Annotated in this window: 21 protein-coding genes; 15 read left to right on the plus strand and 6 right to left on the minus strand. The window is 64.8% G+C overall.

What is annotated here, in order from left to right:
* Positions 1-139 precede the first annotated feature (139 nt).
* From AC0L3X_RS36255 to AC0L3X_RS36285, 7 genes are all read left to right on the plus strand, one after another.
* Complete coding sequence (locus AC0L3X_RS36255; protein WP_028151627.1) at positions 140-1,084, plus strand: heme o synthase; 945 nt, start codon at positions 140-142, stop codon at positions 1,082-1,084.
* Positions 1,081-1,257, plus strand: coding sequence for a hypothetical protein (locus tag AC0L3X_RS36260; protein WP_014498510.1), 177 nt, complete (start codon positions 1,081-1,083; stop codon positions 1,255-1,257). Before AC0L3X_RS36255 ends, AC0L3X_RS36260 begins: the two co-directional genes overlap by 4 nt.
* Positions 1,258-1,262: 5 nt before the next feature.
* Complete coding sequence (locus tag AC0L3X_RS36265; protein WP_063980766.1) at positions 1,263-1,913, plus strand: cytochrome c oxidase assembly protein; 651 nt, start codon at positions 1,263-1,265, stop codon at positions 1,911-1,913.
* Between the two features lie 79 nt (positions 1,914-1,992).
* Positions 1,993-2,889 (plus strand): cytochrome c oxidase subunit 3, encoded by an 897-nt coding sequence (locus tag AC0L3X_RS36270; RefSeq protein ID WP_231143822.1) that lies wholly within the window; start codon positions 1,993-1,995, stop codon positions 2,887-2,889.
* A gap of 200 nt (positions 2,890-3,089) precedes the next feature.
* Positions 3,090-3,491, plus strand: coding sequence for a DUF983 domain-containing protein (locus tag AC0L3X_RS36275; RefSeq protein WP_063980767.1), 402 nt, complete (start codon positions 3,090-3,092; stop codon positions 3,489-3,491).
* A complete protein-coding gene (locus AC0L3X_RS36280) occupies positions 3,488-4,243 on the plus strand; it encodes an SURF1 family protein (RefSeq protein ID WP_063980768.1) in 756 nt (251 codons plus the stop codon). Before AC0L3X_RS36275 ends, AC0L3X_RS36280 begins: the two co-directional genes overlap by 4 nt.
* Before the next feature lie 118 nt (positions 4,244-4,361).
* On the plus strand, positions 4,362-4,727 hold the full coding sequence (locus tag AC0L3X_RS36285) for a nuclear transport factor 2 family protein (RefSeq protein WP_063980769.1): 366 nt from the start codon (positions 4,362-4,364) through the stop codon (positions 4,725-4,727).
* Here AC0L3X_RS36285 and AC0L3X_RS36290 read toward each other — a convergent pair.
* Positions 4,724-6,055, minus strand: a complete 1,332-nt coding sequence (locus AC0L3X_RS36290; RefSeq protein ID WP_063980770.1) for a histidine kinase — start codon at positions 6,053-6,055, stop codon at positions 4,724-4,726. The genes AC0L3X_RS36285 and AC0L3X_RS36290 overlap by 4 nt on opposite strands.
* An 86-nt stretch (positions 6,056-6,141) precedes the next feature.
* Between AC0L3X_RS36290 and AC0L3X_RS36295 the strand changes: the two genes are divergently transcribed.
* The 5 genes from AC0L3X_RS36295 to AC0L3X_RS36315 all read left to right on the plus strand — a co-directional run bounded on the left by AC0L3X_RS36295 (position 6,142) and on the right by AC0L3X_RS36315 (position 11,485).
* Complete coding sequence (locus AC0L3X_RS36295; RefSeq protein ID WP_014498503.1) at positions 6,142-6,786, plus strand: response regulator transcription factor; 645 nt, start codon at positions 6,142-6,144, stop codon at positions 6,784-6,786.
* A gap of 591 nt (positions 6,787-7,377) precedes the next feature.
* Positions 7,378-8,796 carry a threonine synthase gene (gene thrC, locus AC0L3X_RS36300; protein WP_014498502.1) on the plus strand — a complete coding sequence of 473 codons (1,419 nt, stop codon included), beginning with the start codon at positions 7,378-7,380 and terminating at the stop codon, positions 8,794-8,796.
* The gene (locus AC0L3X_RS36305; protein ID WP_063980771.1) at positions 8,793-10,082 is read left to right on the plus strand and encodes a M16 family metallopeptidase; all 1,290 of its coding nucleotides are present in this window, start codon (positions 8,793-8,795) and stop codon (positions 10,080-10,082) included. The genes thrC and AC0L3X_RS36305 overlap by 4 nt, the downstream gene beginning before the upstream one ends.
* A gap of 39 nt (positions 10,083-10,121) precedes the next feature.
* A complete protein-coding gene (locus tag AC0L3X_RS36310) occupies positions 10,122-10,709 on the plus strand; it encodes a GNAT family N-acetyltransferase (protein ID WP_014498500.1) in 588 nt (195 codons plus the stop codon).
* 119 nt (positions 10,710-10,828) lie between these two features.
* Positions 10,829-11,485, plus strand: a complete 657-nt coding sequence (locus AC0L3X_RS36315) for a hypothetical protein (protein ID WP_063980773.1) — start codon at positions 10,829-10,831, stop codon at positions 11,483-11,485.
* A 210-nt stretch (positions 11,486-11,695) separates the two neighbouring features.
* Here AC0L3X_RS36315 and AC0L3X_RS36320 read toward each other — a convergent pair whose 3' ends face one another.
* The 5 genes from AC0L3X_RS36320 to AC0L3X_RS36340 all read right to left on the minus strand — a co-directional run bounded on the left by AC0L3X_RS36320 (position 11,696) and on the right by AC0L3X_RS36340 (position 14,331).
* The gene (locus tag AC0L3X_RS36320) at positions 11,696-12,181 is read right to left on the minus strand and encodes a F0F1 ATP synthase subunit B family protein (RefSeq protein WP_085402617.1); all 486 of its coding nucleotides are present in this window, start codon (positions 12,179-12,181) and stop codon (positions 11,696-11,698) included.
* A 5-nt stretch (positions 12,182-12,186) separates the two neighbouring features.
* The gene (locus AC0L3X_RS36325; RefSeq protein WP_063980775.1) at positions 12,187-12,750 is read right to left on the minus strand and encodes a F0F1 ATP synthase subunit B family protein; all 564 of its coding nucleotides are present in this window, start codon (positions 12,748-12,750) and stop codon (positions 12,187-12,189) included.
* 60 nt (positions 12,751-12,810) lie between these two features.
* On the minus strand, positions 12,811-13,041 hold the full coding sequence (locus AC0L3X_RS36330; RefSeq protein WP_007599451.1) for a F0F1 ATP synthase subunit C: 231 nt from the start codon (positions 13,039-13,041) through the stop codon (positions 12,811-12,813).
* 53 nt (positions 13,042-13,094) lie between these two features.
* Entirely contained in the window at positions 13,095-13,844 is a 750-nt protein-coding gene (locus AC0L3X_RS36335; RefSeq protein WP_063980776.1) for a F0F1 ATP synthase subunit A, read from the minus strand.
* Positions 13,845-13,956: 112 nt separating this feature from the next.
* A complete protein-coding gene (locus AC0L3X_RS36340; RefSeq protein WP_063980777.1) occupies positions 13,957-14,331 on the minus strand; it encodes an AtpZ/AtpI family protein in 375 nt (124 codons plus the stop codon).
* A gap of 75 nt (positions 14,332-14,406) precedes the next feature.
* Here AC0L3X_RS36340 and AC0L3X_RS36345 point away from each other — a divergent pair, with 75 nt between their 5' ends.
* The 3 genes from AC0L3X_RS36345 (at position 14,407) to AC0L3X_RS36355 (ending at position 15,816) form a co-directional block, all read left to right on the plus strand.
* Positions 14,407-14,649, plus strand: coding sequence for a hypothetical protein (locus AC0L3X_RS36345; RefSeq protein WP_166076733.1), 243 nt, complete (start codon positions 14,407-14,409; stop codon positions 14,647-14,649).
* A gap of 41 nt (positions 14,650-14,690) precedes the next feature.
* Complete coding sequence (locus tag AC0L3X_RS36350) at positions 14,691-15,209, plus strand: hypothetical protein (protein ID WP_063986051.1); 519 nt, start codon at positions 14,691-14,693, stop codon at positions 15,207-15,209.
* A gap of 133 nt (positions 15,210-15,342) precedes the next feature.
* A complete protein-coding gene (locus AC0L3X_RS36355; RefSeq protein WP_063980778.1) occupies positions 15,343-15,816 on the plus strand; it encodes a secondary thiamine-phosphate synthase enzyme YjbQ in 474 nt (157 codons plus the stop codon).
* The last annotated feature ends 43 nt before the right edge of the window (positions 15,817-15,859 follow it).

Raw genomic sequence — 15,859 nt, forward strand, 5'->3', positions numbered from 1 at the left:
CCCCCCCCGCCGCCCCCCCCCCGCCCCCCCCCCCGCCCCCCCCCCCCCCCTCTCCCCCCCCCCCCCCCCCCCCCCCCCCCCCCCCCCCCCCCCCCCCCCCCCCCCCCCCGCGGCTCTTTAGCGAAGCGAGTCAAAACTAGTGTCCGTCCTCGACCATAACGCCATCGACATCGATCCCCGCATCTCGGAAGCGGAGGTGGGCGACTACATTGCGCTGCTCAAGCCGCGGGTGATGTCGCTGGTGATCTTCACCGCGCTGGTCGGACTGGCGATGGCGCCCGGGCATTTCCACCCGGTGCTGGCCATCACCTCGCTGCTCTGCATCGCAGTCGGTGCCGGCGCTTCCGGAGCGCTCAACATGGCGCTCGAGGGCGATATCGACGCCAAGATGTCGCGCACGGCAAACCGGCCGATTCCGCGCGGCCGCATCACCCGTCCCGAGGCGATGGCGTTCGGCATGACGCTCGCCTTCTTCTCGGTGATGACGCTCGGCATCCTCGTCAACTGGATCGCCGGCGCGCTGCTCGCCTTCACCATCTTCTTCTACGTCGTGATCTACACGATGATCCTGAAGCGCCGGACCGCACAGAACATCGTAATCGGAGGCGCCGCTGGTGCGCTACCGCCGGTGGTGGCGTGGGCCGCGGTCACGGGCACCGTCGACGTCGAGCCGCTGCTGCTGTTCGCCATCATCTTCTTCTGGACGCCGCCGCACTTCTGGGCGCTGGCGCTGTTCCGCTCCGACGACTATGCGCGTGCCGGCATTCCGATGCTGCCCAACGTCGCCGGTCCCGACGCGACGCGGCTTCAGATCCTGCTCTACACCATCGTGCTGATCGCGGTCGCCGCCGCCCCGTGGGCGCTCGGCTATTTCGACGCCATCTACGGCATCGTCTCGCTGATCCTCGGCGCCGGCATGCTTGTGCTCGCGATCAACGTCTATATGCGCCGCGAGCGCAGCCAATCGCTGCGCGCGACCCGCAAGCTGTTCGCCTTCTCCATCCTTTATCTGTTCGCACTGTTTGCGACCCTGCTGGCCGAAGTCGTGTTCCGGGCGCTTGCTCCGATGGTAGGGGGCGCATGATCGCTGGAATGGCCGACAAACCTGAGATGAATGGAATCGTCCTCACGGAGGCGCAGAAGAAGAGCCGCCGCCAGCGCTCGATCGCGATCGCGCTCGCGCTCGGCGTGCTCGTGGTGCTGTTCTTCGCCGTCACCATCGTCAAGGGACCGGCAGTACTCGTCCGGCCGATGTAGGAAACATGGATCGAGAGCCCACCATATCGCGGGATCAGAGCCGGACGGCCAAGCAGGGGCGTGGGCCTTCCAAGGGTCTTGGCCGCGACGTGCTGGTCGCCTCGATCTGCGGAGGCGTGGTGGCGCTGATGGTCGGTGCCTCCTACGCGGCGGTGCCGTTCTACAACTGGTTCTGCCGCGCCACCGGCTTCAACGGCACGACGCAGGTTGCGACCTCGGCGCCGGCCACCGGGCCGATCGCACGGAAGATCGCGGTGCGCTTCGATTCCAACGTCGCGCCCGGCCTGCCCTGGAAGTTCGAGCCGGAGCAGAGCGAGATCGAGGTCAATATCGGCCAGGTCGTGACGGTCTTTTACACCGTGACCAACCAGGCCGCGCGCACCACCGCGGGCCAGGCGGCCTACAACGTCGCGCCCCTGACGGTCGGCTCCTACTTCCAGAAGATCAACTGCTTCTGCTTCACCGAACAGACCATGGCGCCCGGCGAGAAGCGCGAGATGCCGGTCGTATTCTACGTCGATCCGTCGATCGCCGACGATCATGAGAACGACGGGCTGAACACGATCACGTTGTCCTACACGTTCTATCCGGTGCGCGATCCCGTGGTGAAGCCGCTGGCGTCGGGTGAAGACGACAAACGCAAGGGAAATCTCTGACCGCCGGGCTCACGTCGCGGGGGTTGGACACAAGGGGATAAGTGCCGGACAGGCACGGGATTGAGGAGAGAGACCGCAAATGGCAACGGCGCACACCAAGCATCACGACTACCACCTGGTGGATCCCTCCCCGTGGCCGGTCGTCGGCTCCATCTCGGCCTTCATCATGGCGGTCGGCGCGATCACCTGGATGCACCACATGTTCTCGGCCGCGCCGATCATCTTCGGTGCCGGCACCGTCGGCGTGATCTACACCATGGTGAGCTGGTGGGGCGATGTGATCAGGGAAGCCCAGTACAAGGGCGATCACACCCGCGTCGTGCAGCTGCATCACCGCTACGGCATGATCCTGTTCATCGCCTCCGAGGTGATGTTCTTCGTCGCCTGGTTCTGGGCCTATTTCAACGCGGCGCTGTTCCCGGCCGACGCCGTCCACGCCACACGCGACGCCGTGTTCGGCTGCGGTCTCGGCACCGCGGCTGGCGCCTGCGCCGTGCCCGGCACCTGGCCGCCGCATGGCATCGAGACCTTCGATCCCTGGCATCTGCCGCTCCTGAACACGCTGATCCTGCTGACGTCGGGCACCACCGTGACCTGGGCGCACCACGCGTTGCTCGAGAATGATCGCCAGGGCCTGAAATACGGCCTGATCCTCACCGTCGTGCTCGGCGCGCTCTTCACCTGCGTGCAGGCCTATGAGTACAGCCACGCGGCGTTCTCGTTCGGCGGCAATGTCTATGGCGCGACCTTCTTCATGGCGACCGGCTTCCACGGTTTTCATGTGCTGGTCGGCACCATCTTCCTGCTGGTCTGCCTGTTCCGCGCCTATGCCGGCCACTTCACCCCGACACAGCACCTCGGCTTCGAGTTCGCCGCCTGGTACTGGCACTTCGTCGACGTGGTCTGGCTGTTCCTGTTCCTCTGCATCTATGTGTGGGGACACGGCGCCGAGACCATGGCCCACGGCGCGCACTGAGCCGCATTGGACCGATCAGAAGGGGCGGCCGCAGGGCCGCCCTTTCGCTTTTGGGCCGCCGGAAGCTTCGGCGGAAACTGTGATTGAGCGTTTTCGAGCGAAGCGGATACCGGTTCGCGTGAAGAAAACGCGTCAAAACAAGAATCTAGAGCTTCGGTTCTGATTCAATCAGAACCGATAATGTTCTAGAGTCCGTGATCATGAACGATACCACCGGCCCATCCGAGCCCGAGACGACCGTCCTGCAAAGCGCGCTGCGCGGGCTTGCCTGCAAGTGCCCGCGCTGCGGCAAGGGCAAGCTCTATGCGGGCTTCCTGACGCTCGCGCCCAGCTGCGACCGCTGCGGCCTCGACTATGCCTTCATCGACACCGGCGACGGTCCTGCGATCTTCATCATCATGCTGGCCGGCGGGATCGTCGTTGCGTGCGCGCTGATCGTCGAGGTCAAATACCAGCCGCCGTACTGGCTGCATGCCGCGCTGTGGCTGCCGCTGATCCTCGCGACCACGCTCTTGCCGCTGCGCGCGATGAAGTCGCTGTTGATCGCGCTGCAATTCCACCACAAGGCGGCGCCGGGCCGGCTGGTCGACCGCGCGAAATGAACGAGACCGCGCGCAAGCCCCGCGTGGCCGGCTTCGCGCTGTTCACGCTTTTCCTGGCCGCCGTCTTGGTCGCGCTCGGCGTCTGGCAATTGCAGCGCCGCGTCGCGAAACATCAGTTGATCGCCGCATTGACCGAGCGTCTCGCGGCGGCACCTGTTGCGTTGCCGCCGCCGTCCCAATGGAGCACGCTGACGCCGGAGCGGGACGAATTCCGTCGGGTCACATTTTCGGCGACCTACGAGTCCCGTCTGGATGCGATGGTCTACAGTTCCGGCTCCGCCATCCGCTCCGACATTTCCGGCCCCGGCACCTGGGCTTTCCTTCCCGCACGGCTGCCTGGCGGCGATATGGTCGCGGTCAACGCGGGCTTCGTGCCGAACACCCAACAGGACCGCGCCCTGCAGGATCGGGCGGTCGCGCGACTCATTACCAACAAGCCGGCGATGTTGACCGGCTACGTCCGTTTCCCCGAAACAGCCAGCGTGCTGATGCCTGACGCTGAGCGTGACAAACGGCTGTGGTTCACCCGCGATCATCTCGCCATGTCCCGGGCGCTCGGCTGGGGCACGGTCGCGCCGTTCTACATCGACCTGGAGCGGCCGGTGCCGGAGAACGGCATTCCGCGTCCCGGCCCGCTCGACGTGCATCTGAAGGACGATCATCTGCAATACGCCATCACCTGGTTCGCGCTCGCCGGCGCGGTGCTGATCGCATTCGGCGTCTGGGCGAGGGGACGGCGGCACCCGACCTGAAATTTTTCGTAGGTTCCTGGAGGGAACCCGGTATCGCCCGGGGTTTATTATTCAGGACATATTCACGAGGGTGGTCCTAAGCCGCACGCAAATTTTTCGCGGCAGACAGGATTTTGGTGTGAGCGATTTCGACCAGATGGGAATTGTCGTCGACTGGGTGGACGCCTGCCGGAAGGGCGACCTCGCGACGCTCCTCGATCTCTATGCGGACGACGCCCGGGTCGAATGCATGTGCAACGGCAAGCGACATTATCGCGGGCGGCGCGAGCTCGAAACCTATTGGGGACCGCGGCTCAGCACCTTCTCGTCGGCAGGCTTCGGTCTTGAGGAGATCAATCCAGTGCCGCATGGCATCGATCTCGAATATTCCGTCGCGGGCTCGCTGCGTATCCACGCCTCGTTTCGCTTCAGTCCCGAAGGCAAGATCTACAGTACCCTGTGCGAGCCGGCGCGGCAGTCCCCGCATGCCGATGGTGTGTGCTAGCCGGCCGCCGGCACGTCTCGCGCCGTCTCGACCGGCAGGCGACAGCGCACATAGGTTCGCTGGTCCGCGCGCAGCAGCGACAGCGATCCGCTGAGCGCGCGCACGCGCTCGTGCATGCCCGTCAGGCCGCGGCCGAAGACGTTGTCGGCGGGAAAGCCGCCGCCGTCGTCGGAGATCTCAATCGTGAGCACCTCGCCGGCCATGGTCGCCAGCACATGGGCATTGTTCGCCCCGGCGTGGCGCAGCACGTTGGTCAGCGCCTCCTGGATCAGGCGATAGACGGTCTGCGCCAGCGGTCGGTCGATCTCGTTCAGACCCGGATCGATCGTGGCCGTCAGGCTGATATGCGGCGCCTGCCTGCGAAAGTTCTGGAGCAGCGTCTGCACGCTGGTCTCGAGCCCCAATTCCTCGATGTAGAGCGGCCGCAGCCGGTCGAGGATGCGGCGGTTGGTCTGCTGGAGCGCCTCGACAGAGCGCATCACCTCCTGCGCCGGGTTGCCGAGATTTCCCGAGGTCTCGCTCAGCGCGATCGTGCTGGCGCGGATGCCGAACAATAGCGGTCCGAGCTCGTCGTGCAGCTCGCGCGCGAGATCGCGCCGCTCGTCGTCCTGGAGCGACACCAGGCGGTGCAGCAGGTCGCGATTATCCTGACTCAATTGCGCGAGCGTCATCGCCAGCGCATTGGCTTCCTCGCAGCTCTGCCGGATCTCCTGCGGTCCTGCGACCGGGATAGGCGTTGCATAATCGCCGCGCCGGATTCGCGTGAGGCCTGCGCCGAGATCTTGCAGGGGACGCAGCACCGATCCCGCAAAGAGATAGGCAATGGTCCCAGTCAGCATCATCAGCACGGCGATGAGGCTCGTCAGCGCCAGGAAGCCGATCCATTTCTCGAACAGATCGGCTGACAGGTCCGGCATGAACACGATGTCGCCGACACGCCTGCCGTCGATGATGACGGGAGATGCGGCGTCCATCTCCGGGATGGCGATCAGGTCCACGAACCAATGCGGCACGCCATGCAGATCACGCAGGCTGTCCTTTGGAGAGGGGGCGGGACCTGCTTCCACTGAACGGAATTGAATATCCGAGGAGTTGTCCAAAGAATGGACAAATGCGTCGAGTATCTTCCGCGGGTCGTCCGAGGCCTTCAGGCTGTTGTTGAGTGCCTCGGCGACCGTCCGGGTCGAGCGTCGGCCCGGCTCATTCTCGTCGGCAAGCTGCCCCGCCGCGAAGCTCTGGAGCAGCACGCCGCCCATGACCAGCGCGGCAAGGAAGCTCAAGCCGAGCGGAAGAAACAATTGTGTTCTGAATGAGAGCCGCTGCCACATTAGGTCAATTCTAACGCGCATTGGCGGGATTTGCTCTTTCCATTTGTTCCCGTCGGTCTATGAGTCGAAAAACAAGAGAGCGCGCGATGCAAGATACCGCCAAGCCGGCGACCCGAGTTCTGATCGTCGACGACCATCCCGTGGTGCTGTCAGGATGCCGCACCCTTTTCGCGTCCGACCACTCGATCCGTATCGACGAGGCGACCGACGCCAAATCCGGGCATCGCGCCTATATCAGCAAGCGGCCCGACGTCACCGTCATCGACATCAGCCTGCCCGACGTCTCCGGCTTCGAGCTGATGCGGCGGATCCGCAAGGACGACCCTGATGCCAAGATCATCATGTTCAGCATGAACGACGATCCGGCCTTCGTGGTGCGGGCGGTCGAGCTTGGCGCGCAGGGATATGTCTCCAAGGGCGACGATCCCCGGATTCTGCTCAAGGCGGTGCGCAAGGTGGTCGCCGGCGACAATTTCATCTCGCCGCAACTCGCGGAGGCGGTCACGTTCTCCGGTGCAGCGATCAAGGCCAATCCGGCCTCGCAGATGACGCCGCGGGAGCTCGAAATTCTCCGCCTGCTCGGCCGTGGCGACAAGATCGTCGAGGTCGCCGAGGCGCTCGGCATCTCCTACAAGACGGTCGCCAACACCACGTCCCTGCTCAAGCAGAAGCTCGGCGCCAAGAACCATTCCGACCTGATCAGGATCGCGGTGGAAATCGGGATGAGCTGACGCCCGGGGCATTGGCGGCCCGGGGGCACCGGCGGCCCGCGCACTGGCGCCCGGCACCGAACCGGCTGCTCCAGGATGCAGCCGGTCCGGCCGGGCGGATCGGGTCTCGGCGCGTACCGGGCAATGCATGGACAGCGCCGACACCATCCGCCGACACAATGGGCCGGCGTGATATTCGTTCCTGAACCACCCGAAATTGCGGGAAAAAGAAGCAATGGCGTGCGGGCGCTCGCAGGAATGCCTTTGCGAAACGCGAACCGCGCCGGGAAAAATAGGAACATTTTCTTGCCCCCGCCGTTTTGGCTCTTGACGATTTCGTGACGGGCGCCGAGAACTTGGCCGACAGTTTTGGCGGGCCGGCAACCCGCACGAGGCAAACCGGGTCTGCACATATCAACGACAGACCTTCCAAGAGAGGGCTGCGGCATCGCCGCAGCCCTTTTTCGTTGAGCGGGGCACAGGCGGGAAGCGGTTTCCCGATGCCGCAAAACACTTTATGGTGGCCTAACGCCTCTGGCCGTTAACAAGTAGTTTCATGAAATCAAAGGCTTATGGATCTGGCTCAAGGCCGGCCGGCCTTTGGAGGGCAGTTTGACTCGCTATATCTCGACCCGGGGCGAGGCCCCAGAACTCGGCTTCTGCGACGTGATGCTGACTGGGCTTGCCCGTGACGGCGGCCTGTATGTGCCGGTGACGTGGCCGCAGCTCTCGACCGAGGCCATCGCTGGCTTCTTCGGCCGCCCCTATTGGGAGGTCGCGGTCGACGTGATCCGTCCGTTCGCCGGCGGCGAGATTTCGGATGCCGAGCTCGGCCGCATGGCGAACGAGGCCTATGCCACCTTCCGCCATCCGGCGGTGGTGCCGCTGCGCCAGATGACGCCGCATCAATTCGTGCTGGAGCTGTTCCACGGCCCGACGCTCGCCTTCAAGGACGTGGCGATGCAGCTGATCTCGCGGCTGATGGACCACGTGCTCGCCAAGCGCGGCCAGCGCACCACCATCGTGGTCGCGACCTCCGGCGACACCGGTGGCGCCGCGGTCGACGCGTTCGCGGGCCTGGAGAATGTCGATCTCATCGTGCTGTTCCCGCACGGCCGCATCTCCGAAGTGCAGCAGCGGATGATGACGACCACGGGCGCGGCCAACGTCCATGCGCTCGCCATCGAGGGCAATTTCGACGACTGCCAGGCGCTCGTGAAGGGGATGTTCAACAACCATCGCTTCCGCGATGCGACCTCGCTCTCCGGCGTCAACTCCATCAACTGGGCGCGTATCGTCGCCCAGGTGGTCTACTACTTCACCTCCGCCGTCGCCGCCGGCGCGCCGGCACGCACGGTGGATTTCGTCGTGCCGACCGGAAATTTCGGCGACATCTTTGCCGGTTATGTCGCCAAGCGGATGGGGCTGCCGGTGCGCACGCTGCGCATCGCCGCCAACGTCAACGACATCCTGGCGCGCACGCTCAAGACCGGGATCTACGAGGTGCGCGAGGTGCACGCCACCGCGTCGCCATCGATGGACATCCAGATCTCCTCGAATTTCGAGCGGCTGCTGTTCGAGGCCGGCCGGCGCGATGCGGCCGGCGTGCGCCGTCTGATGGACTCGCTGAAGCAGTCGGGGCGCTTCGTGTTGCCTGACGCGATGCTGGCCGCAATCCGTGAAGAATTCGACGCCGGCCGGGCCGACGAGACCGAAACCGCAGCCGCGATCCGCGCCGCCTGGCGCGAGGCGGGTGAGCTGGTCGATCCCCATACCGCGGTCGCACTCGCGGTCGCCGACCGCGACACCACCGACACGACGGTGCCCAGCATCGTGCTCTCCACCGCCCATCCGGCCAAATTCCCCGATGCGGTCGAGGCAGCCTGCGGCCAGCGGCCGCAATTGCCCGCCTGGCTCGACGGTCTCATGACCAAATCCGAACACATGAAGGTGATGAAGAACGATCAGGCCGAGGTCGAGCGGTTCGTGCTGTCCGTAAGCCGGGCCGCAAAACAGGGAGTTGCCGGATGAGTGTCGAGATGTCCAAGCTTGCCTCCGGCCTGACCGTCGTCACCGACGAGATGCCCCATCTCGAGACCGCGGCGCTCGGCGTCTGGGCCGGCGTTGGCGGGCGCGACGAGAAGCCGAACGAGCACGGCATCTCGCATCTGCTCGAGCACATGGCGTTCAAGGGCACGACCAAGCGCTCCTCGCGCGAGATCGTCGAGGAGATCGAGGCGGTCGGCGGCGACCTCAATGCCGGCACCTCGACCGAGACCACGTCCTATTATGCGCGGGTGCTGAAGGCCGACGTGCCGCTCGCGCTCGACGTGCTCGCCGACATCCTTGCCAATCCCGCATTCGAGCCCGACGAGCTCGAGCGCGAGAAGAACGTCATCGTGCAGGAAATCGGTGCCGCGCAGGACACGCCCGACGACGTCGTGTTCGAGCATCTCAACGAGCTCTGCTATCCCGACCAGCCGATGGGCCGCTCGCTGCTCGGCACCGCCAAGACCCTGCGCGCCTTCAACCGCGACATGCTGCGCGGTTATCTGTCGACGCATTATCGCGGCCCCGACATGGTGGTGGCGGCAGCCGGCGCGGTCAATCACAAGCAGGTCGTCGCCGAGGTCGAGAGGCGCTTTGCGAGTTTCGAGGGGACGCCGGGTCCGAAGCCGCAAGCCGCTCAGTTCGGCAAAGGCGGCGCCAAGGTGGTGCATCGCGAGCTCGAGCAGGCGCATCTGACGCTGGCGCTGGAAGGCGTGCCGCAGAGCGATCTGTCGTTGTTCTCGCTCCAGGTCTTCACCAACATCCTCGGCGGCGGGATGTCGTCGCGGCTGTTCCAGGAAGTGCGCGAGAAGCGCGGCCTCTGCTACTCCATCTACTCGTTCCACGCGCCCTATACCGACACGGGCTTCTTCGGCCTGTACACCGGCACCGATCCGGCCGACGCACCGGAGATGATGGAGGTCGTGGTCGACATCATGAATGATTCGGTGGAGACGCTGACCGAGGCCGAGATCGCGCGGGCCAAGGCGCAGATGAAGGCGGGCCTCCTGATGGCGCTGGAGAGCTGCTCGTCCCGCGCCGAGCAGCTGGCCCGGCATGTGCTGGCCTATGGCCGGCCGCAGACGGTCGAGGAGCTGGTGGCCCGGATCGACGCCGTCAGCGTCGAATCGACCCGGGATGCGGCGCGTGCGCTGCTTTCGCGGAGCCGCCCTGCAGTTGTCGCATTGGGCAGTGGCAGGGGTCTGGACACGGCGGTATCTTTTGCGGAAGGATTGACCCGGGCACGTGCCAAGGCGCGGCTGCACTAGGAGCCGCGCACGGGCTGATCTGCCCCGGGAAGCATCACCATGGCCCTGTTTCGCCTGCCATCCAGTGGACCCGCCGCCCTCGCGCCGCGCGGCAACGGCCTGTTGCTGCGCGCGCCGCAGATGTCGGACTTCATACAGTGGGCGCATTTGCGCGAGTCCAGCCGCGACTATCTCACGCCCTGGGAGCCGATCTGGCCGTCGGATGACCTGACCCGGTCCGGCTTCCGCCGCCGCCTGCGGCGCTATTCCGAGGACATCGCCGCGGACCGCTCCTATCCCTTCCTGATCTTCCGTGAGCTCGATGGCGCCATGGTCGGCGGCATCACGCTCGCCAATGTCCGCCGCGGTATCGTCCAAGCCGGCACCATCGGCTACTGGGTCGGCAAGCCTCATGCCCATCGCGGCTACATGACGGCGGCGCTGCGGGTGCTGCTGCCGACGCTGTTCGGCGAGCTCAATCTGCACCGGGTCGAGGCCGCCTGCATCCCAACCAATGCGCCGTCGATCCGGGTGCTGGAGAAGTGCGGCTTCTCCCGCGAGGGCCTGGCGCGCCGCTATCTCTGCATCAACGGGGTCTGGCAGGACCACCTGCTGTTCGGCCTGCTGCACGAGGATTTCCGCGGCTGAGCTGCCGCTCGTGCTGCCAAAGTCTCCTTGTTTGCTGCCTTGGGTTCGCCGATTTTGGCGATATAAACCGCTGGCCGGCCGGCGATCGGCTGGAGGATGGTCATGGAGTATGGGCGTTGATGGTGAAGAAGCTTCGGTCATCGCGGAATGCGTTGCGGCGGGGTACGGGGATCGCGCTGGCGTTGTCGGTTGCGCTCGCCGCCGTCTCGCCGGTGGCGGCCCAGTCGCTCACCGACCGCTTCAAGAGCCTGTTCGGCGGCAAGTCCGACGAGCCGGCCCAGCCCAAGCCGGCGCCCGCGCCCGGCCAGCCGGCGGCCGATGACGACGTCGATTGTCCGCAGGTCACGGTGCGCGCCGGGGCCTCGACCTACGCGGTCGGCGCCGCCGGCAAGCCGGCCGTCGGCAATGAGATCCGCTTCCAGGCCACGATCACCAAGATGGCGCGTGAATGTACCCGGAATGGCGGCGATATCACGGCCCGGATCGGCATCCAGGGCCGTGTCATCGCCGGTCCCGCCGGTGCGCCTGCGACCGTCGAGGTGCCCTTGCGCATTGCCGTGGTGCAGGGCGGCGTCGGCGAGAAGGTGATCGCCTCGAAGGCGTACCGGACCACGGTCGAGATGTCGGAGGGCGGCAGCGTGCCCTTCACCTTCATCGCCGAGGATCTGGCCTATCCCGTGCCCTCGGCCAAGATCGCCGATTCCTACATCTTCTATGTCGGCTTTGACCCGCAGGCGCTCTCGCCCGAGCCGAAGGCAAGGCCGAAGAAGAAATAGGGCAAGATCTCGCGGCAATCTCAACTGTCATTGCCCGCGAAGGCGGGCAATCCAGTATTCCGAGACAGCGAGGCTAGAATCGAGATGCCGCGGCGTACTGGATCACCCGCCTTCGCGGGTGATGACATCCGATGTGTTGCTACAGACATCGTCAAACAAAAAAGCCGGCGCTCGCGCGCCGGCTTTTTGATTGGTGAAAGGCAAAGCCCCTCAGTTCAGCTTCTGCCGAACCTCGTTGATGCCCTTGGCGAGCAGGTCGTCGGCGACCTGGCCCTTGACCGACTGCGACAGGATCGTGGAGGCGGCCTGGACGGCGGCTTCCGCGGCTGCGGCGCGGACATCGGCCACCGCCTGGGCCTCGGCGAGCGCGATCTTGCTCTCCGCGGTCTTGGTGCGGCGGGCGACGAAGTCTTCCATCTTCGCCTTGGCCTCGGTCGCGATGCGCTCGGCTTCGGACTTGGCGTTGGCGATGATGTCCGCAGCCTCGCGCTCGGCCGTGGCACTGCGCGCCTTGTAGTCGGCGAGCACCTTGGCCGCTTCCTGCTTGAGGCGCGTCGCGTCGTCGAGCTCGGCCTTGATGCGGTCGGCGCGGTGGTCGAGCGCAGTCGTCACCTTCTTGAAGACCCCGAGATAGCCGAACAGGACCATCAGGATCACGAAGGCGATGGCGACCCAGGTTTCAGGATCGAAGAACATATCGACTAACCCTTCAAGGACGCGTCAACGGCAGTGCTGACCGAGGCTGCGTCCGGAACGATACCGGTGAGCTGCTGCACGATCTGGCCTGCCGCATCGGCCGCGATGCCGCGGACGTTGCTCATGGCCGTCTTGCGGGTCGAGGCGATGGTCTTTTCCGCCTCGGCGAGCTTGACCGCCAGTTGCTCTTCAAGCGCCTTGCGCTCGGCTTCCGCCTGCGCATTCGCCTTGTCGCGGGATTCGTTGCCGATCGCCTGCGCGCGCGAACGTGCCGAAGCAAGCTCACCCTCATAGGCCTTCAGCGCCGCGTCGGACTGGTCCTTCAGCTTCTGCGCTTCGGCGAGGTCACCCTCGATCTTGTTTTGACGTGCCTCGATCGCACCGCCGACGCGCGGCAGAGCGAGCTTGGACACGATCACGTAAAGCGCGACGAAGAAGATCGCGAGCGACACCAGCTGTGAAGCGTAGTTGCTGCTCTCGAACGGCGGAAAACCGCCACCGTGACCGCCTTCGGACTCGGTGTGGGCGCCCGCCGCCGGACTTTTCGCCCCGCCATGACTCTCAGCCATGGATTACTCCTGTTGCCGTCATGCGCGCCGCTTCGGTCGAAGCGGCGCGAAACATCGTCCTCAGAGCGGAACGAACAGCAGCAGCAGCGCGATCAGCAGCGAGAAAATGCCAAGCGCTTCGGTCACGGCGAAGCCGAAGATCAGGTTGCCGAACTGGCCCTGAGCGGCCGACGGATTGCGAACGGCTGCGGCAAGGTAGTTGCCGAAGATCACGCCCACGCCGACGCCCGCGCCGCCCATGCCGATGCATGCGATGCCCGCGCCGATAAGTTTTGCTGCTGCCGGATCCATTTTAGACTCCTTGGAAGAAAGATTGGGTTGTGGGTGGAAATTCCCCGGACCGCTCAGTGTCCCGGATGAATGGCGTCGTTCAGGTAGATGCAGGTCAGGATCGCAAACACATAGGCCTGCAGGAACGCGACCAGAATCTCGAGAGCGTACAGCGCGACCGTGAGCGCCAGCGGCAGCACGCCGCCGACCCAGCCGAGCGCGCCGAGCGAGAAGCCGAGCATGGCGACGAAGCCCGCGAAAACCTTGAGCGCGATGTGGCCGGCCAGCATGTTGGCGAACAGACGGACGCTGTGGGAGACCGGCCGCAGGAAGAACGACAGGATCTCGATGAACATCACCAGCGGCAGGATGTAGCCGGGGACGCCGTGAGGCACGAAGATCGAGAAGAATTTCAGGCCGTTCTTGGCGACGCCGTAGATCAGCACGGTGAAGAAGACCAAAAGCGCGAGCGCGGCCGTCACGATCAGATGGCTCGAGATCGTGAAGGTATAGGGGATGATGCCGACCAGGTTCGAGACGCAGATGAACATGAACAGCGAGAAGATCAGCGGGAAGAACTTCATGCCTTCCGCGCCGGCCGTCGAACGGATGGTCGAGGCGACGAATTCGTAGGAGATCTCGGCGACCGACTGGAGGCGCCCGGGAACCAGCTGCGTGCCACTGGCAAGCATCAGGAACGAGATGATCGCCACCGCCACCAGCATGTAGAGCGACGAATTGGTGAAGGCGATCGTGTGATTGCCGATATGGCCGATCGTGAAGAGAGGCTCGATGTTGAACTGGTGGATCGGATCGATTTTCATCAGCGCGGCATCTCTTGGTCTGCCGGGCAATGCCGGCGGGTCTCGGTCTGCCGGCCGGGCCGGCCCGTACCGGCATGGCCGGCACGATCATTCCTCTGTTGGTGCGGATCGCTTAAGAATCACCGCGCCTGTTTTGACCCGCGCCTGCCGTTCTCACCACATTCACCACGCCGGCCACGAAGCCCAGCAGCAGGAACACGATAAATCCGAAAGGCGACGTCGACAGCAAGCGGTCGAAACCCCAGCCAATCCCCGCTCCGACAACGACCCCGGCGACCAACTCGGAGGATAACCGGAAACCAAGCGCCATCGCCGAAGCTCTGGCCGCTCTGTCTTCACCGTCACCTGCGGGTTGCTCGGTCTTGATTCGTCGGTCCCGGAATTCGGACAACCGCTGATCAAGATTTCCGAGCCGTTCGGAAAGCGCAGCTTCCTCGGACGATCTATCGCGATCCCCATTCTCGCCGTGTCCCGTGCCCTGTGTCATGCAACGAAGACCCGAAACGCCGCGGCTGAATGGAAATTACGCCCGCCACCCTCAAAAGCCGCGCGGACCATACTGATGGCCCATAATCAAGTCAAGCCAAGTCACGATTGCGTCGCGTTCTATTATGTATCTGATTTACTTGATGATATTGGCACGCACGGCAACGCTGCACACAGCGTGACGCCGCACCGCAGCAGCTCTCTTCATGATCGGCGAATGCGACCACCATTTCGTCCTGCCGGCGGGATCAAAGGGATTGCCGCGATCGTTGATATCGGTGGCGCGTTTTGGGCGGCAGATCGCCTCGCCGGGGTGTAGAATTGAAGAGAAGCCACAGAAGCGCCATGGCGGAGAGCGCGATGAGACCAGCAAATTCATCCACAGCATCATGGCTTGCAGCGGCGGTATTCGCCGCGATGATGACCATCGGCGGCGGCCTCGTTGCCGCACAGTCCGCGCCCGACAGCGAAAACGGCCGCTACAGCATGACGCCCATCCCCGAAGGAGTGCTGCGGCTCGACACCCGCACCGGCACGGTATCGACCTGCACCAAGAACGGCGCGGGCTGGGCCTGTTACGCGGTGCCCGACGAACGCACCGCGCTCGACGCCGAGATCGGCCGGCTCCAGGCCGAAGTCGAGAAGCTGAAGGGGCAGATCGCGGCGGGGCCGACCGTGTCGGGCAAGATCGACGAGGCGATGCCGAAATCCGATCCGCTCAAGAAGGACCCGAAGGTCGCCGAGGGGGACCGCAAGATCGAGATTCCGCTGCCCAGCGACCAGGATGTCGATCGGGTGATGTCGTTCCTGGAAAAGGCCTGGCGCCGGCTGATCGACATGGCCAACCGCGTGCAGAAGGACGTCTCGGGGAAGATCTAGCGCATGACGAGATGCCGTAGGGTGGGCAAAGGTGCGAAGCGCCGTGCCCACCACCTTGACCTCGTTGCGTCGATTGGTGGGCACGCTTCGCTTTGCCCACCCTACGGTGGCATTCCGAGTTGAGAGATCTTTCATGACATCAGGCAAATCCGTCACGCGCTCGGCGCCATCGTCGGTGCAAGTCACCACCGTCGCATCGTCACTGCTGACCGTGCAGACGCCCGGCCGCGGCTTCACCGATCTCACCAGCGAAGCCGCGAAGTTCATCAATGAGGTTCAGGCGCGCGATGGCGCGCTGACGCTGTTCATCCGGCACACCTCGGCGTCGCTGACGATCCAGGAGAACGCCGATCCGTCCGTGCTCGTCGATCTCACCACGGCACTGTCGCGGCTCGCGCCTGAGAACGCCGGCTGGACCCACTACACCGAGGGACCGGACGACATGCCGGCGCACGTCAAGACCATGCTGACGCAGACCTCGCTTCAGGTCCCGGTCCTGAACGGCAAAGTCGCGCTCGGCACCTGGCAGGCGATCTACCTGATCGAGCATCGCAAGCGCCCGCACCGGCGCGAGGTCGTGCTGCAATTCATCGGTAGCAATCAGTAGGCCCCAAAACAAAACCGGCCGCGGAGACCGCGGCCGGTTCGTA

It is taken from the genome of Bradyrhizobium sp. MI1.7 (genome assembly GCF_055811795.1).